This window comes from Acidithiobacillus sp. HP-11 (assembly GCF_015100075.1).
Taxonomy (GTDB): Bacteria; Pseudomonadota; Gammaproteobacteria; order Acidithiobacillales; family Acidithiobacillaceae; genus Acidithiobacillus; species Acidithiobacillus thiooxidans.
In genome coordinates this window covers 1-23883 of record NZ_JACKYY010000015.1, presented here as the reverse complement: position 1 = coordinate 23883, position 23883 = coordinate 1, and the positions used below count along the sequence as shown (strand labels likewise).

The following is a 23883-nucleotide window of genomic DNA, read 5'->3' as shown; positions in this document are numbered from 1 at the left end:
TCTCGCCAATCAGAGGTAGTTAAGAGGCCTCGCGGCGCAACGTCGCTAGGGCCGCGCGAGCCAGAAAACCAGAACGGCTCTCGTGACGGCTTTTGGCCGCCTCATCCACACGTCGCAGCACTCGTGCAGGCAAGGTAATATTGACTCGCTCCGCCTTGTCGGAGAGGATCGCTGGGTCCACATCCACCAGCGCCCATATCCAGTGAGCAAACTCCGGATTGGCCTGATGCTCCGTGATGGATTTAGGTTCTGGAATATCTCCGCCCTCATCAATCTGCACCTCCAGCCACAGTTCGATGGCTTCCTTGGCCATTTGGATGGCTTCGTCTAGGGTGTCCCCGGCAGAGAAACAGCCTGGCAAGTCAGGAACCACTACCCCAAAGGCATGGGTCTCATCCCCAGATTCAATAGCGATTGGGTATCTCATTTGCAGTTGCCCTCCTTAAGTCCGGCCTGCTTCAAAAGTTTGTGGAGCAATCCTGTGCCCAGGTCTTTACGCGGATGCGGTATCGAAAGATGCCCTGGGTGATCGGGATGCACATAGACGTGATGCGAACCTTTTGTGCTTCGATGCAACCATCCCGCCGACTCCAGGCATTTGATCAGTTCTGAGCTCGTCATGGTGTGTATTATACACACAGATTTCCGCAAGTCACTGTCGGGAGACTAACGGGCAACCCTCCATTTCCCTCGTTTTGTGCAAGGGGTGTATTCATGGATGTGCGTGCAACTTATTGTCGTCTGCGCCCGTGCGCTTCTGGAGTCCCGGCAGACCTTGGATGGCCAGCCTGGCAATAGCGAGCGACTGCGCGAACTTCCGGTGTAATGCAGGGTATACCAAAACCCGCCGATCTATACCCGCGCAAGGACAAATGAGTGTCCGTCCACGAAAGGGTGTTCACATGAAAAAGCGGTTGAAGGCAATATTTTCTGGAGTTCGCAAGGTCAGCGCGGCGGGCCTGATGGTCCTGGCCCCCGGCATGGCGTTCGCGTCCACGTCCGGCGGTGTGTTTTCTCCCATTGCGGGGCCGCTGAATACGGTCCTGACCGGTATGCAGGACATGGGCGGGCTGGTCGCCGCTGGCGGCGTGGTGTCTACGGGCCTTGCCTGGTGGCATGGCGGCGAGCACAAGAAGGCCATGATGATTGGCCTGGGTGCAACGGTCGGCGGCATTGCCATGGCCAATGCGAAATCGCTCGCCACCAGCATCACCGGCGGTGCCACGATGGGGCATGTGGGCATTATGGGCCTCGCCGCATCGCATGCCCTGCACGTCGTGGGGCTCTAGGCCATGGCGGCGGAGCTTACCCGCCGTCTCCCGCTCCACCCCTCCCTGACCAGGCCCATGCTCGTCGCTGGGGGTGAGCGGGAGGCCACATTTGCCCTTTGGTTCGTCTGTCTCTCTATACCGATTCTGGTCTCTCTCTGGTTCATCCCGGTGGGTCTCATCGTCGGCGGAGTGGGGCAGTCGTTTCTGCGTTTCCTGGCAAAACACGACCCGCAATCCTTTGGCGTTGTGCGTCGCCACTGGAGCCAGCAATCCGTCTACCTGGGCGGGGCCAGCGCTTATGCGCCGGTCAAATACAAGGCCCCCAAAGAACAAACGCAAAGTGCCGCGTCTGGTGGCGTGCTCAGGGCCTTATCGAAACTCATGAGGAAGAAGAAATAATGCGCTCCCTGAAACAGTACCGCGATAAGGCCCTGGGCCTTCCCGATCTTTTGAACATCGCTTTTCTGGTGGATGGCTGGCAGACGGATGCCGGGGAAATGGCCATCGCGCTGCAAAAAGACGGGAGCTTTCTGGCGGGGTTCCGCTATGACGGACCTGATCTCGAAAGCCAGTCCACGCAGGATCTGGAGGCGCTCTCGGCCACCTGGAACAATGCCATCGCTCGACTGGGCACGGATTGGGGCGTGCATGTCACGGCGATTCGCGAGCCGGCCGACGGCTATATCGACGAATCGGAGTGCGCCTTTCGCGACCCGGTGTCGCGCCTCATCGAGGCCGAGAGACGGGCGCAGTTTGGATCGGAAACCAATCACTATGTGAGCCGCTATGCCATCACCATCACCTGGCGAACGCCCATCGATGCTGAAGTACAGTTGGCACAGTCCATGATCCAAAAGAAAGCCGGTAAACAACCCGAGCAACTGGCCGATGCGGCATTCCGGGACACGCTGGCCCGCTACCGGCAGATGATCGAAGTCATCCTGGGTATTTTCAGGCACGGATACCGGGTGAAGGCCATGGATGCCGATGCCCTGCTTACCCATGTTCATGAGTGCCTGACCGGGGCCACGCATCGCGTCAATGCGCCCCGCATTCCAGCGTATCTGGATGCCCTTATTGGGCACCATGATTTTGTTGGCGGGTTGGAGCCGTCCATCGACGGGGAAGAGATCCGCGTCGTAACGGTTCTGGGCTATCCAGGCATGACCTTCCCCGAGATGTTGGAGAACCTGCATAGCCTGCCCTTTCCCCTACGCTACACGCTCCGCTTCCTGCCCCTCGATCAGTCTGATGCGGTGGCGGATATGGCGAAGATCCGGGATCGCTGGTTTGGCTCCCGGGCCAACATGAAGTCCCTGCTTACGGAGAAGATGACGGGCGAAGCCCAGGGACAGTTGTCCGCCGACGATACGGTGGTAAACCTCGCCTATGACGCCAAGCAGGCCGTCAATGAGGCGCGGGAGGGCGCTGTGAAGTTTGGCAACTTCACGCTATCCGTCGTGCTGCGTTCCGCCAATGAAAAAGTGCTCGCTGATCGGATAAAGGCGATCAAGACCTTCTTTGACAATGCGGGCTATGTCGCCCACCTGGAAACGACCAACACGGTGGAGGCTTTTTTGGGGAGCATCCCCGGTCATCTCTATGAGAACATCCGCCGGCCCCTGATGCACTCGCTGAATTTTGCGGATTTCGCGCCCAAGACGGAGATCTGGGCCGGTGAAGCGCGTTGCCCGAGCCCACTGATGAAACTGCCGGATGGCCGAAGGGCCCTCGCAGGCGGCAAGGCCCCGCCCCTGCTGTACGCGGCGACCACGGGAAATACGCCGTTCCGACTGAATCTCCATGTGGGCGATCTGGGGCACAGTCTGGTTGCCGGCATGACCGGGGGCGGAAAGAGTACGCTCCTGGCCCTGTTGGCGGCGCAATGGCAACGCTATCCAGACAGCCGGGCGATCGGCTTCGACAAGGGTATGAGTCTCTACGCCCTCACCGAGGCGATGCGGGGGCAGCATTATGACCTGAACGGCCCGACGTCCAATCTGTGCTTCGCACCCCTGCAGCACGTCGATGATCCGGCAGAGGCGGCTTTTGCTGCCGATTGGGTGGAGGCGTTGGCCACCTTGCAGGGCATGACGATCACCTCTACGGAGCGTTCGGCCATTCGTGACGCCGTGCATGGCCTGGCCCGGGAATCCGGACGATCGCTCACGGCGCTGGTCCAGATGATCCAGAACCGGGGAATCAAGGATGCCTTGCAGTATTACACCCTGACCGGGCAAACGGGGAAGCTGCTTGATGCCGAGAGCGACGGACTGTCGATGGCCGATGCCAGCATGATCACTTTCGAGATGAGCCACCTGATGAATGGCAGTCCGGCGGAGCGCCGGGTAACGGTTCCGGTACTGCTGTATCTGTTCCACCGGATCGAGCAGATGCTGGATGGGCGGCCAACCCTCATTTTGCTCGACGAAGCCTGGACCTTCCTGGACAACGAGATGTTTCTGGCGAAGTTGCGGCAATGGCTGAAGGAACTGCGGAAGAAAAATGCCGCCGTCGTTTTTGCCACACAGTCCCTGAATGACCTCAAGAACAGCCCGTTGCTCCCGGTCCTGAAGGAATCCTGCCCGACGAAAATCTTCTTGCCCAATCGGGCAGCCTCCAGTCAGGACCTCAGACCCCTGTATATCGACATGGGGCTGAATGATCGGCAAATCGATCTGTTGGCGATGTCCACGCCGAAGCAGGACTACTACCTGTCCACACCCGAGGGTCAGCGCCGGATTCAGTTTGGCATGGGTCCGGTCACCCTGGCTTTTTGCGGTGTCTCCGATCCGCGTGAGGTCAAGCGGGTAGCGGAGCTCAAGACACAGCACGGCGATCGCTGGCCGATAGCGTGGCTGAAAGAGTGTCTGTCACCCAGCATCCGGGATGGTTGGGTGAGCTATGCGGAGTCCCTTTACCAAGGAGAGTGAGCATGAAAAAGCAGATCGAAGTGGCGGTTCTTGGGTCCCTGTTCGCGGTCTTGCCAGTTTGTGCGCTGGGCGGCGATTCCGCGACGATAGCGCAGCTACAGGCGGAGAACGCCGCGATAATCGCAGGAAACCTTTCGGTGAACCCACAGGCGTCATTGCAGGCCATTCCCCAAGTGGGGCAGGGGGTTGGAACCGTATCCTCCGAATTGCAGGCCGTCCAGGCGGACAATGCACAGATCCAGCGGCTTGCGAGTGATTGGGGGAACGTGCAGCAACAGGCCGCCAATTATGCGCAGGTTGCGTCTTACGCCAGACTCTCGGGCATCGGTCCGCGTGTTCAGACCCCATTCGGCATTGAGCAATGCCATAACGTGCGATGGGACGACCAGATCCGGCAACTGATCACGGGCGGATTGAATCTCGCGGGAGATGCGGAGGCGGAAGCCTATGCCATGCAGGCGATCGACACGCAGATTGTGCAGGATGTCGCCGACCTGATGAACGCCCAGGCCCGCCAGGTGTTGAAGACCTCGTCCGCGCCGAGCCTGGCCACCGTGCAGGCGGAATCGAAACGGGTGGAATCGGCGGCCGATGCCCTGGACCGTCTGCTGAACGGGGTGGGGCAGCAGATTGCGGCCGCCTTTGGGCCAAACAGTACGTTCCAACCGCTTCCTCTGGCGGGCAACTCGCACCCGGGCATTGGTAGTTACCCGAATCTCTCGGCGGTGCAGTGGATTCCGGGACCCGATGATGGGGCACCGATTGGCTGGTACCTGCGGTATTCCAATGATCTATTCCCGCGACTGGAAGATCGTTGCCCGACAGGATCGGCCAGCATTCCCGAGATTTCGGCGTCCACCATTCTGACTTCTGCCCAGCAGGCGGTGACGGATGAACCGGCTCTGGCGCCTTTGCTTGCCAGCCTGGAGGGCGGGTCCGTGTGGAGCCTTGCTGGGGGCGGCCATGCTGGCGGCAGCCTCGCGGCGGCTGGGCCTTTGATGGGTGGGCAGTACACAGAGCGGACGCAATTGGTGAAGGCGTTGGGGTACGACATGAATCAGGTCAGCAACTACATGGTGCCCATAAACGGCGACGTGGCGAATTTCGCGGCCCAGGCCAATACGCTGACGCAATCGCTATCGCAGTAAGCGACAGGCATCTCCACCCAGCCCTGATCTATACCCATGGAGTCCAGATGATAGCGCCGTGACCGGCGCTGGGAGGTTTTCGATGAGCACCAAAAGCAATGCATTTATTTTGGGCGCGATCCTCGCTCTATTACCAACGTCAGCCTTTGCCGTCAGTGAAATAGCCGGGGCCACTTTCCCAGAACAGATTGTACAGGAAGCAACGTCTGTTGAGCAGTTGGCGAAGCAGGCGCAGGAAGTGACGACACAGATCAGCATGTACGCCAACGATATCGAGCGCTATCAGAACATGGTGACCAACACCCTGGACATGCCTGCGTCCATGTTCGCGCGGATCTGGAATCCGCTGGTGGGATCCATTCAGAAGCTCACGTCCATTTACAGCCAGGCGCAGGCCCTGGGTTATGCCGGGCAGAATATCGGGGCACAGCTGGCCCAGGAGTATCAGGGAGCGGGCAGCTCCATCCAGAACCTGTCCTCCGTCTATGCCAACTGGAACCAGACGACCAACACCGACATGGAAGACGCCTTGCAGTCCCAGCACTTGGCGGCGGCAAACTTCGCCACTCAGGACTCGTCCATGCAGACGATTCAGAATGAAGCACAAACCGCTCAGGGCCGGGAGCAGGTGGCCGCTGCCGCCGTGGCTGCGGCCAACGTCACCACCAAGTCGATCCAGCAACTGGAGCAGATCACCATGGCTGGACAGGATGCGGTACTGGCGTATCAGCGGCAGAAGAAGGCGGAAAAGAACGTGACTGCGCAAGAAGCGTCAGACGGGCTCTTTTCCGGTGGCACGAACAACCCAAGTCTTTTGCCTTGAAGGAGATGATGATGAAAAAAGCCCTATTGCTCGCAGTACTAGGCGCCATGTTGGCCGGTTGCGCACACCAGCCAGTATACACCGCGCATTATTATCGGACGCACAAGGCAGCACTCAAAAAGGAAATTGCCTTCTGCGCCAAGGCTGAGAAGCTGTCAGGCAGCGAGGAAAAGAACTGCCGGACGGCGCACGAGGTACGGTCGGATGAAGAGGCGGCGGCTGGACTCTTCTCTGGCGGCACGAACAACCCTGCATTGCTGCCATAAAGAGGTTGGGCTTATGCGTGGACTACGCAGGTTTCCGTGGGTCGTGGGCATGCTTCTGGGTGCCGTCCCCGCCATTTCATTCGCAGCGGGTTCGGGATCGTTGGGCCAGGTACAAAGCCTTTTGCGAGGCAAAATTCTTCCCTGGCAAAGTGTCATGCAAACGGCGGCCACGGATCTGTTCTACGTCCTGGCGGCGGTCGAGTTCTCCGTCCTCTTTTTGAACCATGTTCTGCAAAAGCGTGGGCACGAAGATCTCTTTGCCGGTATCATCAAGAAGGTGGTGACGCTGGGGTTTTTTCTGACCCTGCTGGACAACTCCGGGACCTGGATTCCCGACATCATCAATGGTCTGGCCGGTGGAGCGCACGCGCTTGGAGTGACGGCTGTGACGCCCGGGCAGATCGCGACGGAGGCTCTTCAGGCATTTCTCGGGATCGTGCTGTCTCCAATAGCTGCCGCCACCCACAACGCGAGCAATACCTTCAGCGACATTTTCAGTGGTAACTTCTCTGCGGCTTTCTCTTCTGCGGCCAAAACGGTCGCCAGCAGCAATCCGGCATCGCTCCTGGTAGAGACCCTCCTGGCGGGGATCATTGGTCTGCTGGCGGGGATGGGTATTCTGGTCATGGCCCTGGAGTTCCTGATGGTCCAGATCGAGAGCTACCTGGTGATCGCCCTGGGCGTGATCATGCTGGCCGGCGGCGGGCTGCGCTGGACGGCAAAGTATGTCGGCAGTTACTTCGATTACGCCATCAACGTGGGTGTCCGTCTTTTTGTCCTGACCGCGCTGGCGTATCTGGTGACCTACAGCATCGTGCCGCTGATCAAGACGATCCTGGAGAACGTCACCAATCCGCTCCAGGCGGGGTTCGAGGTGCTCATTCTGGGCGCGGTGATCGCGCTGCTTCCCCGAAAGGCTTCGAGTATTGCCAGCAGCCTGCTTTCCGGCCAGTCCAGCTTCTCTGGCGGGGAGCTTGCGAAAGAGGGCGGGATGATCGCCGGTGGTACGGTAGCGGCTGGAGCGGGAGTGGCGGCCCTAGGCGTTGGTGCGGCTGGCGGTCTCACCGCTGGTGGACTCTCCGCAGCGGCGGGCGCTGGAGGCGGTGCAGCCGGAGGCGCTGGCAGCCTTGCAGGCGGCGGCCTTGCCGGAGCCGCGGGTGCGGGAGAGACCAGCGCGGCGGCTGGTGTGGCGGCCCCGGAAGCTGGAGCGATGTCCGCAGGTGGTGGTGCGAGTTCCGGCGCGGGCGAGGGGAACGCTGTCCCTGCCCCCAGCGCTGGCGGTTCGACGGGTGATGAGGCTCCACAGGCATCCAGGGCTGTGCAGGCTCCAGCGACCAGCACGCAATCCACTGGCCAGCAAAACCCATCCAAGGGTGTCGAGGCACCGATCCAGGAAGCTGGAAAGGAAGCGGGCCAGGATAAGCAGAACGATCAGGAAATGAGCGCAAGCGAACCCTTTGCAGGGGGTGAACCCCATCCCGATGCGCCGCCCGCTCCGGTCAATGCGGTTCCGACTCCTAAGCCCGTCAGTGCGCCTTCCGGCGGTGGCGGTCAGGGAAGCACGGCGGCTCCGGCTCCGAGCGCGCCCGCAAGTGGCGGTGCCACGATGGACGATGTGGTCGAGCAGATGAAGCAGATGCAGGGGCAGCCGAAGGGGGTGGTGGATAAGGTGAAGGAGGACTTTGCCGATAGATTTCAAAAACATGTGGAGGAAATAGCTACAACAAAATCAAATCAAGTCCAGAAGAACGCCATAGATACCAGTCACCCAAGAGATTTTGATTGATGGCCTGCTCTTGACATGGCGGGATATCCGTGACGGTATACCACTAACAACGGGATTGGCAGAGCCACGGGCCAGGATATCTGAAATGACCGCAACGATTTTTCGTTATAAACCTAATGGCGAGCGGGACCATTACCTTGAGCAGATAGAACGCGAGGTGGCGGAGCTTCACGCCCGGCCTGGGGACGGCGAGCTTTGGGCGTATATCTTCAGCCTCCCCATCAAGGCCCTCGCCTTCGTCCTGTTCCTGCCCTTCCGCTACGGCTACGGCAAGCATTTCCTGTTCCTGATTTTTGTGGCTCCTCTGCTGCTGATATTCGGGTGGGTGGCGGTGGAACTCGTACTGAAAATCCACGCGGAGCCTCAGGTGTTCCTGGCCCACTGGCAGGCGCATGTCATCCGGCACCCGGCAGCGGTCCATTGGACCTGGCTGGTCCGGGATCTGACGCAGACATTGGCTGCGGCGTGACATGATTGCACCCGACCCTGTTCCTGACGTACCGGGATACATTTGCGGACACTCATCCTGTAGCGGCCCTCTGGACCTGATTGGCTCGGATGTGTGCAGGAAGGGTCAGAGACCATGTGGTCGAACGTGCTTGCGTCATGTCAAACGTTTATGCTACAAGGAGCACGCAGGAGATTACCTATGGAACGATACATGATATCAGCACCTTCGGCCTTTCCTTTCGATGCCCGGAAAGCTGCCCAAGTGGCAGCGTTCTTTCTTATTAAGGCGCGAGAGAGAGACGCAAACGTTTCCGTTCTGAAGCTCATGAAACTCATGTATCTCGCCGAACGGGAATCTTACAAGCAGTATGCTTCTCCCATGATTGGGGATGCGTTGTTTTCGATGCAACATGGACCCGTTCTATCCAATACGTTGAACCTCATCAACTCAGCACCCGATGAAAGGCAGGGTGGTGAACACTGGGATGAACTCATTTCAGAACGAAACGGGCATTATCTCTATCTACGCAGCGATGCACCGATACAACATGCTGATGACTTGCTTGAATTGAGCGAAGCGGATTTGGACATTCTTGAAAATCTATGGAATCAATTCTGTCGTTATTCGGCTCACGATATAAGGGAATACACCCATAACCCGGAAAACTGCCCGGAATGGGAAGATCCGGGCAATTCCAGTCGCCCTATTTCTATGGAGACCATGCTGAGGAGTATGAATTACACGCCTGTAGCCATACAGGATATTTGCGAGAACTTGGAGAAAATGGCATTTATCCAAGAAAAAACAAAAAATAACGTATTATATTAATATGGTTCTTTCTCCTGGCGTCGCTCTATTTATTCCAAGCGGGCCATCTGGCGATCATTTATTTGTGATTGTGTTTGGTCCCAAAAAGTTACCAGCCTACGGTGATCAGGATCAGTTCCTTTTGGTTCCAATTTGTACTGCTATCACTGGCTGTTCTCATGAGTGCCGAGTGCCTGTTGGGTGCCACCCATTCGTCACACATGACAGCTATGCTGATTTTGCGCATGCGCAAATAAGAAATATAGTGGACCTGTGCCAGAATGTAGAAACCACACTCTTTAGACTCCACCCTGTCAGGATTGACCCGCCGACGTTACAAAAAATGATCGACATCCTTCCAAGATCAAAGCAAGTGCGCCGATTCATAAATAAAGATTTTTTTGGAGATTCACGCTGAAATTGTGGTTGCGGGAGTCAGCAGCCAGTCTATACGGCGTATTATTATGAGACGCACAAGAAAGCGCTCCGTAGCAACTCTGGTTAAGCCCCTGTAGGGCACTTCGAATAACAAAAATTTCACGACTTGAGAATGGAATATTCCCCTTTCCTCGCCACTTTCAGGCGATTTTTACGCATTATCCCTACTTTATCTGCGTATTTCCAGTATTTTTAGCCTTTTTCGTGGGCTTTGGACGGATTGATCCCTACCTGGCCACCGATTGCTGCATTAAGCAGGTAAATCGCCGCATGTTATAGACCAGATTCATCATGCCGATTTTGACTTCAGCGCGAGCCATACCAATGGTGCGCAGAAACTTACCACCCTGCTGTACCATGGCGCCAAAGGCATGCTCAACCCGTGCGCGGTGGTGTGACCGGCGCGTGTTGGCCAACTCCTGGGCCTTGGTCAAGGGGCGGTTGCGTTGCGCCTTCTCGTGGATTCGGCTGCGGTAACCTTTTTGACATAGCATTTGCTCCGCTTCCGTTGAACGATAGGCGCTGTCCGCAAAAACCTGTACGCCCTGATTCTCCGGGTCCAGAAGCGCTTCCAGGCACTGACTGTCATGCACAGCGGCATCCGTGACCATGTACTGATGAATCAGCTTGTGGCGCTTGTCCACGTTGATATGGTTCTTGTATCCGAAGAAACTGCGGCCATTCTTTTTGGTCCAGCGGGCATCGGTGTCTTTCTGGCGGCGCTTGGCGGGCTGATCCTGCCACGTCTGGGGCGTTTCGCCCTGATTGACCTGTTCCCGCTCCTTCCGGTGCATCCGTTGCCGTGGAACCGTCACAAAACTCGCGTCGATGATTTGCCCGGCCCGTGCGGCGTAGCCGGCTTCCCGCAGAAAAGCATGGAAGGCCGTGAACAGTCGCTCCGTCAGTTTGGCCTGGGCCAGTGATTCACGGAATAGCCACAAGGTCGTGTTATCGGGTACGGCTTCCTCCAACCCAAGCCCCAGGAAACGCTGAAAACTGAGGCGATCCCGAACCTGGTATTCGGTTTGTTCGTCGCTGAGATTGTGCAGTTGCTGTAACACCATCATCTTGAAGAGCAGCATCCGGTCGTAGGGCTTCCTCCCTCCCGGCCCTTTGGGCTTGGCCTTCGGCACACTCTCCAGAATTGGGCGGAAGCGCTCCCAGGGAATGAGCCGGTTGAGCAGCGGCAGGCCGTCGCCCAGCAAATCCAGTTCCCGCAACCGGCGGTCTCCGGGGAAAAATCCTGTTTGCCCTACCAGTCCTGCCATGGTTGCTCTCCCTTCCAATCGGCTCCCTGCATTTTACTGGAAATGGGGAGTTTTTCGAACCGCCCTGTAGCCGATGGGTGACTGCTTGTGTGTGCTGGTTGGAAGGAAAGCCGCAGGCCGAGTGCCTGGGTTATTTTCAGCACCGTTACCAGGCTCGGGTTCCCTGTTCCGGAAAGGGCCTTGTCCAATCCTTGGCGGCTCATGCCTACGTCGCGGGCAAGCTGGCTGAGGTTGCGGGCGCGGGCAACGTCTCCCAGCGCTGCAAGAATCAACGCGGGGTCGCCATCATCCATCGCAGCATCGAGATAGTGCGCAATATCGTCCTCAGTCTTGAGGTAATTCACGGTGTCGTAGCGTCTGAATTGCACTTCCATGATAACATTACTCCTTCCATTGCGTTGCAATGGCTTTTGCCAAAGCAATGTCCCGTTCCTGGCTCCCCTTGTCTCCGCCGCACAGAAGCGCCACCACAACTGGTCCGCGCCTCATGAAATAGACGCGATAGCCAGGACCGTAGTCAATCCGCATTTCCGAGATGCCTTCACCTACAGGCTTCACGTCTCCAGGATTCCCAAGGCTCAATCGGCGCATCCGCACCTGAATCCTTGCGCGGGCTTGGTGGTCGCGCAGACCTTCGAGCCATTCTCTGAACACGTTGGTTTCTATGAGTTCAAGCATATGACAACCATAGTTGCTATGTGCTCGCATGTCAACCGCAGTTGACAGATGTTGATCATGCCCCGCGATCATCTCACCCGGCCCCGATCTATACCCTCTCAGGATCCCACCTGAGAGGGTTTTCCATGACCAGTCCCCTGCCTGCCGGCCAGCCTGCCAATGTCTCCAATCTCTGGTTCGAGATCCGCATGGCGCGATTTGATTTGCAGGACATTGCAATATGATGACGAATGACAACACGTCATCGAACTTTCTGGAGATGGCCTGTTTCGTAAATGGTTTGGTGTCAACAATCCCAACTCCCGAATGTTATCCAGTACTTGGGGCGCATGGTCACCAACCATTTATCGAGATTTCCCATGGTCAGCTGGAAGATAGGACCATCTTCTGTACAATTTATGCTGAGGTTGATGGCTGCTTCAGGCTGGGATCAATACCCGCATTCCCGAATAAGCGCGAGACCACCATTGAGCTTCCGCAGTTTGCTTACATCATCGGTCTCACAAGGCTTTTGGAATCAAAACTCCGGTGTTCCTGCAAAGTGCTGCATCCTCTGAATGATCACGGAGACTTCTTTGTAGATTGGCAGGAGGCGGTCATATCTATCATCGACGGAACTACTTGATATAAATGTAATCAAGGCTATCAACGATAACGTCACAGCCACGCCCCCCAATGGCTGGCCTCCCGTAGGCGTACCACTTAATAGTTTTGTCTGGCTGGCATAGATCATTTAGCCTTTGACATAGTGCATGATGTGAGCGCGGCGAATTTTGGTTCAACAAAGCAGAAGTGTTTATCTTCACAAAAAATTGGATCTTAGCCAAATTGGGGACTTTTGCGGCTATTTCGCTAGTTATTTTGTAACATCCATCTAAACCTATAACAACGCCTTTCCCGTGATAAATACGATCATTATTCCAATTGATATATCGGGGGGTACGGAAAGCGTCGTCATAGTTTGTATCATCGTCCAGCGTCAATGGCATTTGTTCCAGATTTTTCTTAAACCATTCGTTTCTCTTGCCTTCATGGAGATGGTCTCTCCCGAATAACTCATAGCCTTCGGCAAGAACAGCGTTGCGAACTTCTACCAATGGTTGCAATAGATATGTCCTTGGCCTTGCCAGGCCAGCAACTCCAGCCTCCCGTCGTCTTCTTCGTACTTCGTCTGGCGTCGGAGGTTCAGATCTGCTATTGCGCGCGGTATTGCTCGCTCGCGGTGCAGGACGAGTAATCAGAACTTCTGGCGCATGCATGACACTTTTCACATAGTGTCTTTTCGTTGGTTCATTAACATGGCTTGGAACGCTATCAGGTGTTCCGTCGCACCCATATCTATGGGCACCAAACCTTGCTGAGAAGTGGGGAGACTTCGATAGCTCTCCAGTTTCATATATCAGCACACTACTTAGCCTGATATCGCAGTATGGACAGTAAAATTTATCGAACGCGGTCTCATCCCGAAGGAATAGAGAACGGTAGTCCCATGCGCTTAACGGTTCGCCACCTGGCTCCGTTGAGGCATAATCTGACATATGCGCACCCCCCTACAGAATTCAGCCATGACCCAGGATACCCAACATCCACTCCGCTGGATATACCCTCGCTCGCCGGGCGCGAGCCCCGGTTATCCCCCCACCCCTTGATCTATACCCTCTCAGGAATCAACTGAGAGGGTTTTTTCATGTCGAGCAATCCCGATTATCTGGCAGCCCGCCAGGAATGGCTTGAGCGCTACGGCTCCTACATCGCGCAGGCGCGAAACTGGCGCATCGCTGCCTTGTCGGCCATCGGCATTGCCGCCCTGTTTGGGGCGGGTATGGTGTACGAGGCAGACCGTGTCCATGTGGTGCCCTATGTCGTCGAAGTGGACAAACTGGGCAAGGCTGTGGAACTGGCGCAGGCCGTGCGTGCCGGTTCTTTCGCCCAGCCGGTGGTGCAGCACATCGTTTCCCGCTTTGCCTGGCTCGCTTTCACGCGCAGCCCGGACAAGCACGTGCAAAAGCACTTCATCGACGAGTCCTATCATTACATCGCATCGAGCGCGGAACTATCGCTGGATGCCTTCTACGCGCAGCACAATCCCTACGCGGCCTATTCCAACAAGACGCAGGGCAACACGGTCACGATTCAGAGCGCCGTTCCCGTTGGGCAGGTGACGGGCAAGGGTGGCTCGTACATCGTCGATTTCCTGGTAAAGCACTATGGCCCGCATGGCGGCGTGGATGGCGAGCAGAACTGGCAAGGCACGGTTACTTACGCGACGGTCCCGCCATCGAACAACCCCAATGTCCTGAAAGGCAATCCATTCGGCATCTACATCACGCACTTTGCTTTCAGCCCGCAGGTGTAAGGGGACGATGACATGAAAACCAAGGCATTGCTTTCTTTGGGGCTCGCCGTACTTCCTGGGTTGGCGTTGGCGGCCGTGGATACCAGTCTGCCGCCGGTGAAGCCGATCGCTTCGCTGCAGGGGAATCCGGCAACGAAGCCTGCAGGGACGAAAACCGAAGCAGTCCATCCGTCAGCGACACCATCCGCATCTGGCGGTACCACGTCTGCGGGCCAGAAAGTCCCGGCCATCTCGCCGGAGGCTGCCGCGCAGATGGCATCGGCGCAGGTGTGGCAACAGTCCATCGCGACACCGCCCGAGGGGCCAGAGAGTGCCCCAACCAGGATGCTGGCCCGTCAGTCGCTGGCAGCGTCACGGGCGATGGACGACACCCTTCCGGTGATCGGCGGCGCGAACGGGACCGTCAACAGCCTTGCCGGTCGCCCCGTGCTGGTCTGTTCACCGCTGCACACCTGCATCATCGAGCTGCCCGAGGGCGTCAAGCCCGTGACGACCGTCGGGATCAGCAAGTCGGAATGGAATGTGCAACAGGCGCTGGTTGGGAAACAGCCGGAAATCTTTCTGAGCCCGAAATTCAAGGGGCTCCACCAAAACATCGTTGTGGCCGCGACCGACCAGGGCAGGCCCATCAACTATGAAATCCGTCTGGTCAGTGACGCAGTGCGCTATGTTCCCGCCCTGAAGATCGAGGATAGCGGGGGCGAGGTCCGTTCCTGGAAAACAGACTTGCAGTCAGCAGACTTGCAGACGGCAGACAACGCACCAACGGCTCAGTCGGCTGCCGACCATAAAGGCAATACGCCCCGTGTACTGCCTCTGCCCAATATCCGTCTCAACCACGTCAATCTTCGCTGGTCCATTCATTGCGGTGGCGGTGGATGGTTCAGTTCCAACGACTGCAAACCGATTCGTCCATTGCGCGTGTATGACGATGGGACCCATACCTTCATCGACATGCCCCAGGGGCTGGCGAGCCACGGGGGATTTCCCATCCTGCAAGCCCGCAATGCCAGTGGACACCTGATCGGAGTCGATACCCAGATCCGTGGCAACACCTATGTCGTCGATTCAGTTCCTGCCGAAATCCTGTTACGGCTGGGTTCTGAGCTCGTCACCATCCAGCAGGAGGGGAAGTAACATGCGCTACGTTGTGTTGACGATGAAAAAACATTCTGTGTTGATTATGGCCACCATTGCTATGGCAGCAAGCGTGCCCGCTTCCATGGCATCCACGGTGAAGGTGCCGGGGGTTGCGGGACAGTCCGCGCCGATTGCCGGGACCGTGAACACCGCCCAGATCTTTCAGCACAGCATGAACATCCACTATGGCGAGCCCATCCGGGCGGTGGAGCAACAATCGGTGCGGGCCTTTGCCCTGGGCACGCTCTCACAACTCCCCGTATTCACGCGCCCGGGCGGAGAGGTCATCGTGCCGCTTGGGCAGGTCCTGCCGGTGCTTCAGACCGCCCCTGGCAACTTCTCAGTGGTCATCCTGGGGAAGGGCGTCAAGCCGGTATCCCTGGCCGGCGCCCCAAGCGCCGAGTGGGTCGTGAAGGAGACTGCAGCCGGCAGGCATCCCATTCTGGAAATCATGCCCCGCTTTGCCGGACTCAAAGGCAGCATCCAGATCGTGGCGACCAGCCCACATGGTTATCCGTTGACGTACACCGTGGGCCTGGTCAGCGGCACCTCCCGGTTCACTCCGGTCCTGTCCTTCTATCGCGTCCCTCACGTTATCCCCCAACCCCGGGAAGCGGTAACACGCGACCAGGACAAGCAGGCCACGGCCCTCATCATCAAAGCTTCGCATGCCAATACTCCGCATGTGAATGCCACACATGCCGATCTCGACTGGAAAGCGCAGTGTTTCACGGGCGACTGCAAGCCCATCCAGCCGATCAGCGTGGTCAGCAACCAGAAGGCGACCTTCATTCACCTGCCCACCGGAAAAACCCCGATGGTTCTGGTGCGAAACAAAGCGGGAAAGTCCTTGTTGGTGAGCTACCGCATGGAAGGCCCCACGCTTGCCGTGGGGGCCGTCCCTTACCGCATCGATCTGCTCACGGGTAACTGGAATCACCTGGCCGAAATTCGCCTCACGAACGAGGCAGGAGAGTAAACATGAAAAGCGGCAAAGACTTTTTCTCCGATTTGCTCCAGAAAAAGAAGGGGCTGCCGCCCGCAGGGCAACAGCCCGCCATGGATAGCAGCAAAGGCCCTGGCGGGCAGCAAGGCCCACAAGCCGGTCAGCCCGGGATAGAGGTCAAGCCGGACAGGGACCAGATGGCGACACGTATCAAGCGGACGCCACTCTATATCGCGGCTGCGGTGGTCGGACTGGGCGCCTATGGCGGCTATGAGTATCTGCAAAGCCACTCGTTATTCGGGAACGCCAAGCCGCAGGCGCAGGCCAAAACCATTCAACCGGCGAGTGGGACTGGTGCACCTGCCGCCCCGGTGCACCGGAAACACTACCACAAGCCAACCGCTCCTGGAGGGGCATCGGGCACGTCGGCAACCGCGGCCACGAACAGCGCGGGTGGACCGTCCCATCTAACGCCAGCCCCAGTGTCCACAGGACCCAAAAAGAATCCCTACGCAGCGCAGGACACCGCCTTCGCGTACGCCCTGGGTACGGGGAACGCGGGAAGCGGGTCCGGTGATGGCCTTGCCTGGAAAACACAGGGGTCAACGCCGTCCGCGCAGGCCTCGACTGTTCTCCCTATGGCCCTGCCGGGAGCATCCCTGCCGGGCGCGGAACAGTCGGCAGCGAAGAAAACAAAGAAAAAGGCCCCGCCGCCCCTGGTGACACGGGAGACGAGCCCCTACGAGATTCTTTCTGGATCGGTCATCCCCGCCGTTTTGCAGACGGGAATCAAGAGCTATCTGCCGGGAGAGATCGTGGCGGTGGTCAGCGAGGATGTCTATTCGTCCGTGAACGGGGCAACGCTCCTGATCCCTGCCGGCGCCAGGCTGGTAGGCACCTATGACACACAGACCGCCCTGGGCATCAACCGGCTGGCCGTTGCCTGGACACGCATTGAGTTTCCGAACGGCACCACCATGAACCTGCCGGGATACGAAGGGGCAGGCGGTGCTGGATACGCAGGCTTCGCCGGGGAGGTCAATGACCACACCTGGCTGATCTTCAAGAATGCGTTATTGATGTCGATCGTGGATGCAGGGATGGCGATTGCCTCTCCGTCCACTTCAACCAGTGTGACAGGCCAGATGTCCGGGAATGTGGCTCTTCAGGACAGCGAGCAATCCCTGGCACAGACCTTTGGGGAAGCCGAATCCCAGCTGCTGGAAAAGTACATCGACATAGCACCCACGATCACCATTCATCCTGGCTATCTGTTCTCGGTGGTGGTGGCGCATGACATGGTGTTCCCCGGCCCTTACAACCCGGCCATGCAGACGGGATTGGTAGGCAATGAGCCTGCGCTTGGGCCGAATCTCAATCCCTATGGATAAGGAGTAGAAAATGCGCGGAAGCATCATCGTCCGGACGGAGCACGACTGCACAGGGCTTTCGCCAGAAAAGCGAACGACGATCGTGACACAGAAAGTGCGCTCCCTGTCCGATGAGGGCTTGCAAGAGCTGGCCCGGCGCCGGGAGAAACAGCACCCGGGGCGCCGCCTTCGCCCCATGTCGATCACCCTGCCTGCAGATGTGCTGGAGCGGCTCCAGCGCTTCCAGGGATCAAAATGGAGCGTCTCCGCGCTGATTGACCACATCCTGGATGAGCGGGTGGCGACAAAAGAGGATCTCTGATATGTGGCATCACGCCTACTATCATGCGGCATTGCCGGAAGGACCCTTGCAGGGTGCAACTCACGGGCTAGCGCACACCATCATCTCCGCGCTGATCCATGGGCTGATTTATGGAGCCATTTTTCGCCTCATGCGGGGTATGAGCACCGGAGAAGTCCTGCTGGCGGCGGTCCTGGGCATTGCGTTTATCGGAGGAGTCTGGTGGCTGTGGAATCGGCGCGGGCGGAGGGCATGATCGCTCTGCCCCAGATCAGTGCTGAATGCGCCCCTATGGTCGCTGCCCGGACGATGGCCGCCATTGTGCAGGTGGAGTCCGGTGGTAACCCGTTGGCGATGTGGAACAACAGCACGCGGAGCATGGTCATTCCCGGCAGTCGGAATCAGGCCATCCAGTATTTGCGGAAAGCCATGGCCGCTGGCCAGCGGGTCGACGTAGGGCTGGCCCAGGTGGATACCGGGAACTTCGCCGCCTTCGGGCTCACTCCCAGGACAGCCTTCAATGCCTGCGCTAACCTTCGGGCAGGCAGCGAGATCCTGCACATGGATTGGCAACAGGCGCTGGCCAGCGGCTACCGGGGCCAACAAGCGCTCTACCACGCCTTTGAAGCGTACAACTCCGGGCGGCTCTGGGGGGATGCCCAATACGCCAACCGGATACTGGGTGCCGCTGGAGCATTCGCGTCTGCCGGCTGCAAGCCTGCCGACTACGGCGGACTGCGCACCGTCTCCCAGGGAAACAAGGCACTGCCGATCAATCCCTTTCCTCAATTTCGCTGGCAGGCAAAACCGGCTCAGGCGGTAAAGCCTGCACCATCAGGCGACTCCCGCCCCTGGCCGGTTCTCCCATAAGGACTTCGAGATGGTAAACAAGATTCATGCTCCCAACTCCACCGTCTCCGACTACAAGGTCCAGCGCCTCGCCCGGGGCGGCAGGCTCAAGACGACGCTCGTCGGCGTTGCGGTTGGCGTCCTCGGTTACACGCTAGGCATATCCTATGTGGCCAGGGACGTGTTTCCTGGCTACCAGTGGACCGATGATTTTATCCAGAAGGCGCATGCCTACATCGCGTTGCCTTACGGTTGGCGTCTGTATAATCCCCTACCTTTCCTGCGACCCATGCTCCTGAACATCCATTACCCGGTGATTCACCAGGCATTCTATGATGCCGGTCTGCCAGCGGTGGTGTTGGGTATGCTTACGGCGGGGATACTCGGGAAAAAGCACAAGGACGCGCAAAAAGCCGTCCTGGACAATCCTGTGCATGGGTCAGCCCATTGGGCGAGCAAGAGCGACGCGATCCGCGCGGCGCTCCTGCCCGCTTGCCCGCCAAAGACGGTGATGGACTCCTTGCGCCCCTGGCTTGGCTTGCACCCTGCGAAGGGGCTCAAGGGAGATTCCGACTTGGCCCGATGGAAAGACCGGCAGGAAAAGCGGAAAAAGGAGGCCGCCGAGTGGCGGAAGAAGAGGGCGGAGAGCGAGAAGAAACGCCTGTCAGAGATCCCGGAGCCGACAGTTTATGACCGGTTCGACTCCCCCCATGTCTGCTATGTGGGGGCCTTTGTCGAGAACGGGGTGGCCACTCCACTCCAGCACACAGGGGCAGAGCACATCCTGGTCTTTGCCCCGACCCGATCCGGCAAGGGTGTGGGCCTGGTCCTGCCCACGCTGCTGGACGGCTGGATAGACTCGGTTGTCGTGCATGACATCAAGGGGGAAAACTTCAACCTGACGGCGGGATACCGCAAGGCCATGGGCCACCACATCCTGAAGTTTTCACCAGGCTCGGTATCCGAAGAAGGTTGCCACTTCAATCCACTGGATGCGGTGCGTGTCGGAACCCAGTACGAAGTCAAGGACGTGATGAACATTGCCACGATGATTGTGGACCCGGATGGCAAGGGCCTGAACGATCACTGGCAGAAAACAGGCTTTGCCCTGCTCACGTCCATCATCTTGCATGTGCTCTACGCCATGCCGGACAAGACCCTGCGGGGCGTTGCCGCTTATCTCAACGATCCCACGCTGGAAAGCGTGGACGTAGCCTTTGAGCGCATGATGCAGACGGAGCATGACCCGGATGAGCAATATGGCTGGCGGGACGGCAACGGCCAGTTCACCAAAGTGCATCCGGTCATCGCGCAATCCGCGCGGGAGATGCTGAACAAGGCCGAGAATGAAAAATCGGGCGTCATTTCGACCATGATGAGCTTCCTGTCCCTTTACCGGGATCCCATCGTCGCGAAGTGGACCGAGTATTCGGACTTTCGCATTGCCGACCTTCAGGACGCCGAACAACCCGTCTCTCTGTACCTGGTCACCAGTCCGGAAGACAAGAACCGGCTCAAGCCCCTCATTCGCCTCGTGCTCAACCAGATTGCCTCCCAGTTCACTGCGGAAGAACGCCTGGAAGCGAAAGACGGGCGAATCGTCGCCAAGGGAAGGCATCGGCTGCTCTTGCTGCTCGACGAGTTCCCGAGCCTGGGCAAACTCGATGTATTCCTGGACAGCATCGCCTTCCTCGCAGGCTACAACGTCAAGCTGTACCTTATCACCCAGGACATTGCCCAGCTGGAAGATGAAGGCCACGGCTACGGCAAGGCCGGGGCCAAGACCATCATTGGCAACTGCCACATCCGGGCGGCCTACGCGCCCAACCAGGTGGAGACGGCCAAGTGGATCTCTGACATGCTGGGCACCCGTACGGTGACCATGGAAAACGACAACCAGAGTTTCGACGGCTCCATGTTCAGCCAGAACAAGGGCTATTCGACGAGCCTCAGCTACCAGTCCCGCCCCTTGCTGACGGCTGACGAGGTCATGACCTTGCGGGGACCGGAAAAGGAAGGCTCCAATATCAAGACCCCGGGCGATATGCTGGTATTCGCGGCAGGCTTCCACCCCATTTATGGACAGCAGCTGCTCTATTTCAAGAATCCGGAATGGCTCGATCGGGCATCCATTCGGTGGCCGGAGAAGAGCGATTCCATCCCCGGGGCCAGGAAAGACTACAAAGCCATTCTGGGCGAGTCGGGCGGAACGCTGCCAATCCCCCATATCGAGAAAAAACCGGAAGAGCAGGCGCCCAATGGGCAGGGGCCTGTCGAGGAAGTGTCAGACGCAGAGAAGGAAGCCTTGGCAGCCACTCAGTCCGAACTCAATGCACTCGCCGGGGAAAAACCTGCTGGCGAGGGGAAATATGATACCAGCGAGCGAGACGCGGAGAGAGGCGTTATCAGAGGGCTGATGGAAGATAACAAGTCAGAGCAGGAGTGAAGGGGGGTGCGGCAACGTCCTTGCGCCATGCCCCCTCTGGCAACCGATTGGTGTGAGAATAGCTACGTCCCGGCTATGGGACGCGGCCCGCGCACGGAGAATCTTGCGGTCGGACAGGTAATACACGCCACGTCCATTTCGAGCGGTGCCAGGAAAGGACAACTCCTGCCATCTGGGGAAGAAACAAGTGTCTCCTTCCGGAATCATGTGCTTTGCGCGCCCTATCTGTACGGCATATAACTCGACGGTAAGGCTCCATAGATAATGACTATTTATGAACAAATACAGATTATTGGAAATAAAGTCTGTCAAGAGGAAATTGATGCCTTAAACCTTTACAGCTACCTTTATTTGGCTCTCTATCGCATTATAGAGCTCTACATCGATTTCTGGTGCCCGGATAGATATAAGTAGAGAATAGTTCGCGCGTTGATTGTAACGTTCAAGTTTGGGGCGTGTTTTCCACCAGCCGCTCACCGGAAACACAGCCAGCATGCCCCGACTAGCTAGATCTGCTGCAGGACCTTTCCAGATATCAGAATGCAGGCTACCCCTATGACGATTACGTGTCCCCAACATCCAATTCAGATCGTTGCTGCTGCTTGTACCGCTGCTTTCCTCCCCATCCCTGGCAACAAGGTTGATTCGCTCACGGAACTCAGTCTCAGACTCGTGCGGCCTTTTTACGTCGAAGCGCAGCCCATGAGATTCGTAGCGATAGCGTGACTTGATACCGCGAGCCGAAGGGTTCGGCTCTATGAAATAAGAAAGCGTAACCCGCATCTCTACTTCCATTTCACCTAATTCCTCCAGCTCCGCCAATGGCCAAGGTAGGCGATGCAAGTTCATGTCTCGTAGCTTGGGCTCTTTCGATCCCTCCCTTATGAATGGCTTCAGGTCGGCTTCACAAATCAACGTCAACGAGTTCTCGACACTCCATAGAGCCCGAGACAAATCAGGTTGTCCGAAACCGCAATGGCGAGTCAGATTGACAACATCGCTCTTGCTGGGGCTTGTAGGATTGGTAAGAAACTGCTTCCTCATAGCCGGTGTCCAGTCCGCAGAATGAACTATCAATCCACGGATCGTCTCCAAACGCAGATTGGGATACTCCGCCATTAGTCGGGCCACCATACGGGCTGTCAGCGCAGATGCAGCACTGGTTGCATTGGTAGTCGTAAAGAGGCGTTTTGTGAGTTCGGCACAAGTAGATAACAGGCTTAAACTTGCTTTGGTTTCTGCGTAAGGCGTTCCATACAAGGACGTAATGGCGGCATTGCCTCCTTCAAACACTACATCCGGCTTAAGTGGCCAATGTTGTGCCCACGTTTGCGAGGTGGTGCTAAAAGGACTAAGGCCCCCTATAGGGGCGATTGGGCGGTAATCATCAGTATCCGGCTCTGTTATATGAATCAACTCCGTATTTGCGCCCACAGTCAACGCATTCCAAGCTTGCCCCGGATCGTGGATACCGTCAGTAGTGTTACTATACGGATAGTTTGTCCAAGCATTAGGATCATCGACATTCCCAGCAGAGAGAACGAACAGGCGCGGAGTCTCCCCTTGGTTGTCATAATCGACCGCAAGCCGATCCACAGTGGCCGACCATGCTGAAGGACGCCCCCTGTCACGGGCATCTCGCGCCGTGACGGCCATGCTGAAAACACGTTTTCTTGTCGGCGCAGTGATCTCTGGATGGCTAACGGCCTGAATCGTGAGGTAGCCATGGTTTGCCGGATTGCCGCCGTTTGAATGATTCTGATTCAGCAACTTTACAGATTCCAAGCGATGAAAAACTGGAATGGGACCTGCAGAAGCTAGAGCTGATGTCAGATTACCCAGCAACGCCAGGCCGGCCATTTCGGTGCCATGTCCAACGACGTCGTTCTTTCCCCATCCCGGATCAACGGTATGGGTGTCTGTTGGCGTAATTGCCGGAGTCAGCAGCGGATGGGCGTCGTTGATCCCGGTATCGAGTAAACATACATGCGGTACGATACCTCCTGCCGGAGGAACCGTCACTCGCTGTAGCAATTCATCTGCCCAATCTCCCTGATCATCCGGTGGCAGAGAATCAAAAAAATCGGCGGTTTCTTTCGCCCGTCGCAGCTCCGCGATACTGTTCAATGTCAACACAGATCGCTGCATCTGTTCCAGCGAGCCATAGACCAGCAAAATCGTGCGTTCAGGAAACTCAATGTACCCTTTGGCGACCCGGAATTCTAATCCCTCCGCCAGTTTTGTGAATTGCTCGATCACCGCAGATCTGTCGCTACGTATCGGTAACCATACCTCCCACCAGAATGCTTCTTTGGGGCTTTTTGGAAAAGCATCAAGATCATCCGTCCACAGGGAATTGATGCTTGCTACGTGTATACTTTGAATTGCATCCAATAACTTTTGATTTTTCGGTAATCCCTTGCTACTATCTTTGGCTTTATCCAAGTAGGCGGTTATTTTGTTTTCTAAAATATGCAGGGCTCCTCGCTACTTGGAGTGGATACGAGGGTACGGTAGTCTTAGGGCATTGCTGATCTAGGGAAGGTTAATGATGGACGAAGACAAGCTGTTTACCTTGGCGTTGGGGTTCTTCGTCCATCATTAAC

Annotated in this window: 25 protein-coding genes; 18 read left to right on the top strand and 7 right to left on the bottom strand. The window is 57.3% G+C overall.

Annotation, left to right across the window (positions count from 1 at the left end):
* Positions 1-19: 19 nt before the first annotated feature.
* Positions 20-427, bottom strand: a complete 408-nt coding sequence (locus H7F08_RS06295) for a type II toxin-antitoxin system HicB family antitoxin (RefSeq protein WP_193640123.1) — start codon at positions 425-427, stop codon at positions 20-22.
* Positions 424-621, bottom strand: coding sequence for a type II toxin-antitoxin system HicA family toxin (locus H7F08_RS06290; RefSeq protein ID WP_153940389.1), 198 nt, complete (start codon positions 619-621; stop codon positions 424-426). The genes H7F08_RS06295 and H7F08_RS06290 overlap by 4 nt, the downstream gene beginning before the upstream one ends.
* Positions 622-902: 281 nt before the next feature.
* Here H7F08_RS06290 and H7F08_RS06285 point away from each other — a divergent pair, with 281 nt between their 5' ends.
* The 9 genes from H7F08_RS06285 to H7F08_RS06245 all read left to right on the top strand — a co-directional run bounded on the left by H7F08_RS06285 (position 903) and on the right by H7F08_RS06245 (position 9506).
* Positions 903-1289 carry a TrbC/VirB2 family protein gene (locus H7F08_RS06285; protein WP_153940390.1) on the top strand — a complete coding sequence of 129 codons (387 nt, stop codon included), beginning with the start codon at positions 903-905 and terminating at the stop codon, positions 1287-1289.
* A 3-nt stretch (positions 1290-1292) separates the two neighbouring features.
* Positions 1293-1670 (top strand): VirB3 family type IV secretion system protein, encoded by a 378-nt coding sequence (locus H7F08_RS06280; protein ID WP_153940391.1) that lies wholly within the window; start codon positions 1293-1295, stop codon positions 1668-1670.
* Positions 1670-4204 (top strand): conjugal transfer protein TrbE, encoded by a 2535-nt coding sequence (locus H7F08_RS06275; RefSeq protein WP_153940392.1) that lies wholly within the window; start codon positions 1670-1672, stop codon positions 4202-4204. Before H7F08_RS06280 ends, H7F08_RS06275 begins: the two co-directional genes overlap by 1 nt.
* Positions 4205-4206: 2 nt before the next feature.
* Positions 4207-5352, top strand: a complete 1146-nt coding sequence (locus H7F08_RS15440; RefSeq protein WP_227487822.1) for a hypothetical protein — start codon at positions 4207-4209, stop codon at positions 5350-5352.
* An 82-nt stretch (positions 5353-5434) separates the two neighbouring features.
* A complete protein-coding gene (gene trbJ, locus H7F08_RS06265; protein ID WP_054608922.1) occupies positions 5435-6175 on the top strand; it encodes a P-type conjugative transfer protein TrbJ in 741 nt (246 codons plus the stop codon).
* 11 nt (positions 6176-6186) lie between these two features.
* Positions 6187-6441: an EexN family lipoprotein gene (locus H7F08_RS06260; RefSeq protein WP_193640122.1), complete on the top strand. Its 255-nt coding sequence runs from the start codon at positions 6187-6189 to the stop codon at positions 6439-6441.
* Between the two features lie 49 nt (positions 6442-6490).
* The gene (trbL, locus tag H7F08_RS06255) at positions 6491-8227 is read left to right on the top strand and encodes a P-type conjugative transfer protein TrbL (RefSeq protein WP_227487827.1); all 1737 of its coding nucleotides are present in this window, start codon (positions 6491-6493) and stop codon (positions 8225-8227) included.
* A gap of 85 nt (positions 8228-8312) precedes the next feature.
* Positions 8313-8696: a hypothetical protein gene (locus H7F08_RS06250; protein WP_227487821.1), complete on the top strand. Its 384-nt coding sequence runs from the start codon at positions 8313-8315 to the stop codon at positions 8694-8696.
* A 180-nt stretch (positions 8697-8876) separates the two neighbouring features.
* Complete coding sequence (locus H7F08_RS06245) at positions 8877-9506, top strand: Panacea domain-containing protein (protein WP_170286682.1); 630 nt, start codon at positions 8877-8879, stop codon at positions 9504-9506.
* A 644-nt stretch (positions 9507-10150) separates the two neighbouring features.
* On the opposite strand, the gene H7F08_RS06240 is transcribed toward H7F08_RS06245, so the two are convergent.
* From H7F08_RS06240 to H7F08_RS06230, 3 genes are read right to left on the bottom strand one after another with little or no spacing between them, the layout of a single operon-like run.
* On the bottom strand, positions 10151-11191 hold the full coding sequence (locus tag H7F08_RS06240; RefSeq protein ID WP_153940396.1) for an IS5 family transposase: 1041 nt from the start codon (positions 11189-11191) through the stop codon (positions 10151-10153).
* The gene (locus H7F08_RS06235; RefSeq protein WP_153940397.1) at positions 11176-11565 is read right to left on the bottom strand and encodes an addiction module antidote protein; all 390 of its coding nucleotides are present in this window, start codon (positions 11563-11565) and stop codon (positions 11176-11178) included. Before H7F08_RS06235 ends, H7F08_RS06240 begins: the two co-directional genes overlap by 16 nt.
* 7 nt (positions 11566-11572) lie before the next feature.
* On the bottom strand, positions 11573-11869 hold the full coding sequence (locus tag H7F08_RS06230; RefSeq protein WP_075324072.1) for a type II toxin-antitoxin system RelE/ParE family toxin: 297 nt from the start codon (positions 11867-11869) through the stop codon (positions 11573-11575).
* A 220-nt stretch (positions 11870-12089) separates the two neighbouring features.
* Between H7F08_RS06230 and H7F08_RS06225 the strand changes: the two genes are divergently transcribed.
* Positions 12090-12494 (top strand): hypothetical protein, encoded by a 405-nt coding sequence (locus H7F08_RS06225; protein ID WP_153940398.1) that lies wholly within the window; start codon positions 12090-12092, stop codon positions 12492-12494.
* On the opposite strand, the gene H7F08_RS06220 is transcribed toward H7F08_RS06225, so the two are convergent.
* Positions 12487-12975, bottom strand: coding sequence for a hypothetical protein (locus H7F08_RS06220; protein ID WP_193640121.1), 489 nt, complete (start codon positions 12973-12975; stop codon positions 12487-12489). The genes H7F08_RS06225 and H7F08_RS06220 overlap by 8 nt on opposite strands.
* A gap of 581 nt (positions 12976-13556) precedes the next feature.
* On the opposite strand from H7F08_RS06220, the gene H7F08_RS06215 reads away from it, so the two are divergent.
* Genes H7F08_RS06215 through H7F08_RS06180 form a run of 8 tightly spaced genes read left to right on the top strand, consistent with a single transcriptional unit; the run spans position 13557 to position 21277 of the window.
* Positions 13557-14225: a type IV secretion system protein gene (locus tag H7F08_RS06215; protein ID WP_193640120.1), complete on the top strand. Its 669-nt coding sequence runs from the start codon at positions 13557-13559 to the stop codon at positions 14223-14225.
* Positions 14226-14237: 12 nt separating this feature from the next.
* Positions 14238-15362 carry a TrbG/VirB9 family P-type conjugative transfer protein gene (locus H7F08_RS06210; protein ID WP_193640119.1) on the top strand — a complete coding sequence of 375 codons (1125 nt, stop codon included), beginning with the start codon at positions 14238-14240 and terminating at the stop codon, positions 15360-15362.
* A gap of 1 nt (position 15363) precedes the next feature.
* Complete coding sequence (locus tag H7F08_RS06205) at positions 15364-16344, top strand: TrbG/VirB9 family P-type conjugative transfer protein (RefSeq protein ID WP_193640118.1); 981 nt, start codon at positions 15364-15366, stop codon at positions 16342-16344.
* Between the two features lie 2 nt (positions 16345-16346).
* On the top strand, positions 16347-17702 hold the full coding sequence (locus H7F08_RS06200; RefSeq protein ID WP_193640117.1) for a TrbI/VirB10 family protein: 1356 nt from the start codon (positions 16347-16349) through the stop codon (positions 17700-17702).
* A gap of 10 nt (positions 17703-17712) precedes the next feature.
* Positions 17713-18003: a hypothetical protein gene (locus H7F08_RS06195; RefSeq protein WP_193640116.1), complete on the top strand. Its 291-nt coding sequence runs from the start codon at positions 17713-17715 to the stop codon at positions 18001-18003.
* 1 nt (position 18004) lies between these two features.
* Positions 18005-18238, top strand: a complete 234-nt coding sequence (locus H7F08_RS06190; protein WP_031575584.1) for a hypothetical protein — start codon at positions 18005-18007, stop codon at positions 18236-18238.
* Complete coding sequence (locus H7F08_RS06185; RefSeq protein WP_237747522.1) at positions 18205-18852, top strand: lytic transglycosylase domain-containing protein; 648 nt, start codon at positions 18205-18207, stop codon at positions 18850-18852. The genes H7F08_RS06190 and H7F08_RS06185 overlap by 34 nt, the downstream gene beginning before the upstream one ends.
* A 10-nt stretch (positions 18853-18862) precedes the next feature.
* Complete coding sequence (locus H7F08_RS06180; protein WP_193640115.1) at positions 18863-21277, top strand: type IV secretory system conjugative DNA transfer family protein; 2415 nt, start codon at positions 18863-18865, stop codon at positions 21275-21277.
* Positions 21278-21604: 327 nt separating this feature from the next.
* On the opposite strand, the gene H7F08_RS06175 is transcribed toward H7F08_RS06180, so the two are convergent.
* A complete protein-coding gene (locus H7F08_RS06175; RefSeq protein WP_227487820.1) occupies positions 21605-23722 on the bottom strand; it encodes a S8 family peptidase in 2118 nt (705 codons plus the stop codon).
* Positions 23723-23883 lie beyond the last annotated feature (161 nt).

Bases quoted from the DNA above. Each gene is read 5' to 3' on its own strand.
- H7F08_RS06295 (WP_193640123.1), bottom strand. From the start codon at position 427: ATGAGATACCCAATCGCTATTGAATCTGGGGATGAGACCCATGCCTTT.
- H7F08_RS06290 (WP_153940389.1), bottom strand. From the start codon at position 621: ATGACGAGCTCAGAACTGATCAAATGCCTGGAGTCGGCGGGATGGTTG.
- H7F08_RS06285 (WP_153940390.1), top strand. From the start codon at position 903: ATGAAAAAGCGGTTGAAGGCAATATTTTCTGGAGTTCGCAAGGTCAGC.
- H7F08_RS06280 (WP_153940391.1), top strand. From the start codon at position 1,293: ATGGCGGCGGAGCTTACCCGCCGTCTCCCGCTCCACCCCTCCCTGACC.
- H7F08_RS06275 (WP_153940392.1), top strand. From the start codon at position 1,670: ATGCGCTCCCTGAAACAGTACCGCGATAAGGCCCTGGGCCTTCCCGAT.
- H7F08_RS15440 (WP_227487822.1), top strand. From the start codon at position 4,207: ATGAAAAAGCAGATCGAAGTGGCGGTTCTTGGGTCCCTGTTCGCGGTC.
- trbJ (WP_054608922.1), top strand. From the start codon at position 5,435: ATGAGCACCAAAAGCAATGCATTTATTTTGGGCGCGATCCTCGCTCTA.
- H7F08_RS06260 (WP_193640122.1), top strand. From the start codon at position 6,187: ATGAAAAAAGCCCTATTGCTCGCAGTACTAGGCGCCATGTTGGCCGGT.
- trbL (WP_227487827.1), top strand. From the start codon at position 6,491: ATGCTTCTGGGTGCCGTCCCCGCCATTTCATTCGCAGCGGGTTCGGGA.
- H7F08_RS06250 (WP_227487821.1), top strand. From the start codon at position 8,313: ATGACCGCAACGATTTTTCGTTATAAACCTAATGGCGAGCGGGACCAT.
- H7F08_RS06245 (WP_170286682.1), top strand. From the start codon at position 8,877: ATGGAACGATACATGATATCAGCACCTTCGGCCTTTCCTTTCGATGCC.
- H7F08_RS06240 (WP_153940396.1), bottom strand. From the start codon at position 11,191: ATGGCAGGACTGGTAGGGCAAACAGGATTTTTCCCCGGAGACCGCCGG.
- H7F08_RS06235 (WP_153940397.1), bottom strand. From the start codon at position 11,565: ATGGAAGTGCAATTCAGACGCTACGACACCGTGAATTACCTCAAGACT.
- H7F08_RS06230 (WP_075324072.1), bottom strand. From the start codon at position 11,869: ATGCTTGAACTCATAGAAACCAACGTGTTCAGAGAATGGCTCGAAGGT.
- H7F08_RS06225 (WP_153940398.1), top strand. From the start codon at position 12,090: ATGATGACGAATGACAACACGTCATCGAACTTTCTGGAGATGGCCTGT.
- H7F08_RS06215 (WP_193640120.1), top strand. From the start codon at position 13,557: ATGTCGAGCAATCCCGATTATCTGGCAGCCCGCCAGGAATGGCTTGAG.
- H7F08_RS06210 (WP_193640119.1), top strand. From the start codon at position 14,238: ATGAAAACCAAGGCATTGCTTTCTTTGGGGCTCGCCGTACTTCCTGGG.
- H7F08_RS06205 (WP_193640118.1), top strand. From the start codon at position 15,364: ATGCGCTACGTTGTGTTGACGATGAAAAAACATTCTGTGTTGATTATG.
- H7F08_RS06200 (WP_193640117.1), top strand. From the start codon at position 16,347: ATGAAAAGCGGCAAAGACTTTTTCTCCGATTTGCTCCAGAAAAAGAAG.
- H7F08_RS06195 (WP_193640116.1), top strand. From the start codon at position 17,713: ATGCGCGGAAGCATCATCGTCCGGACGGAGCACGACTGCACAGGGCTT.
- H7F08_RS06190 (WP_031575584.1), top strand. From the start codon at position 18,005: ATGTGGCATCACGCCTACTATCATGCGGCATTGCCGGAAGGACCCTTG.
- H7F08_RS06180 (WP_193640115.1), top strand. From the start codon at position 18,863: ATGGTAAACAAGATTCATGCTCCCAACTCCACCGTCTCCGACTACAAG.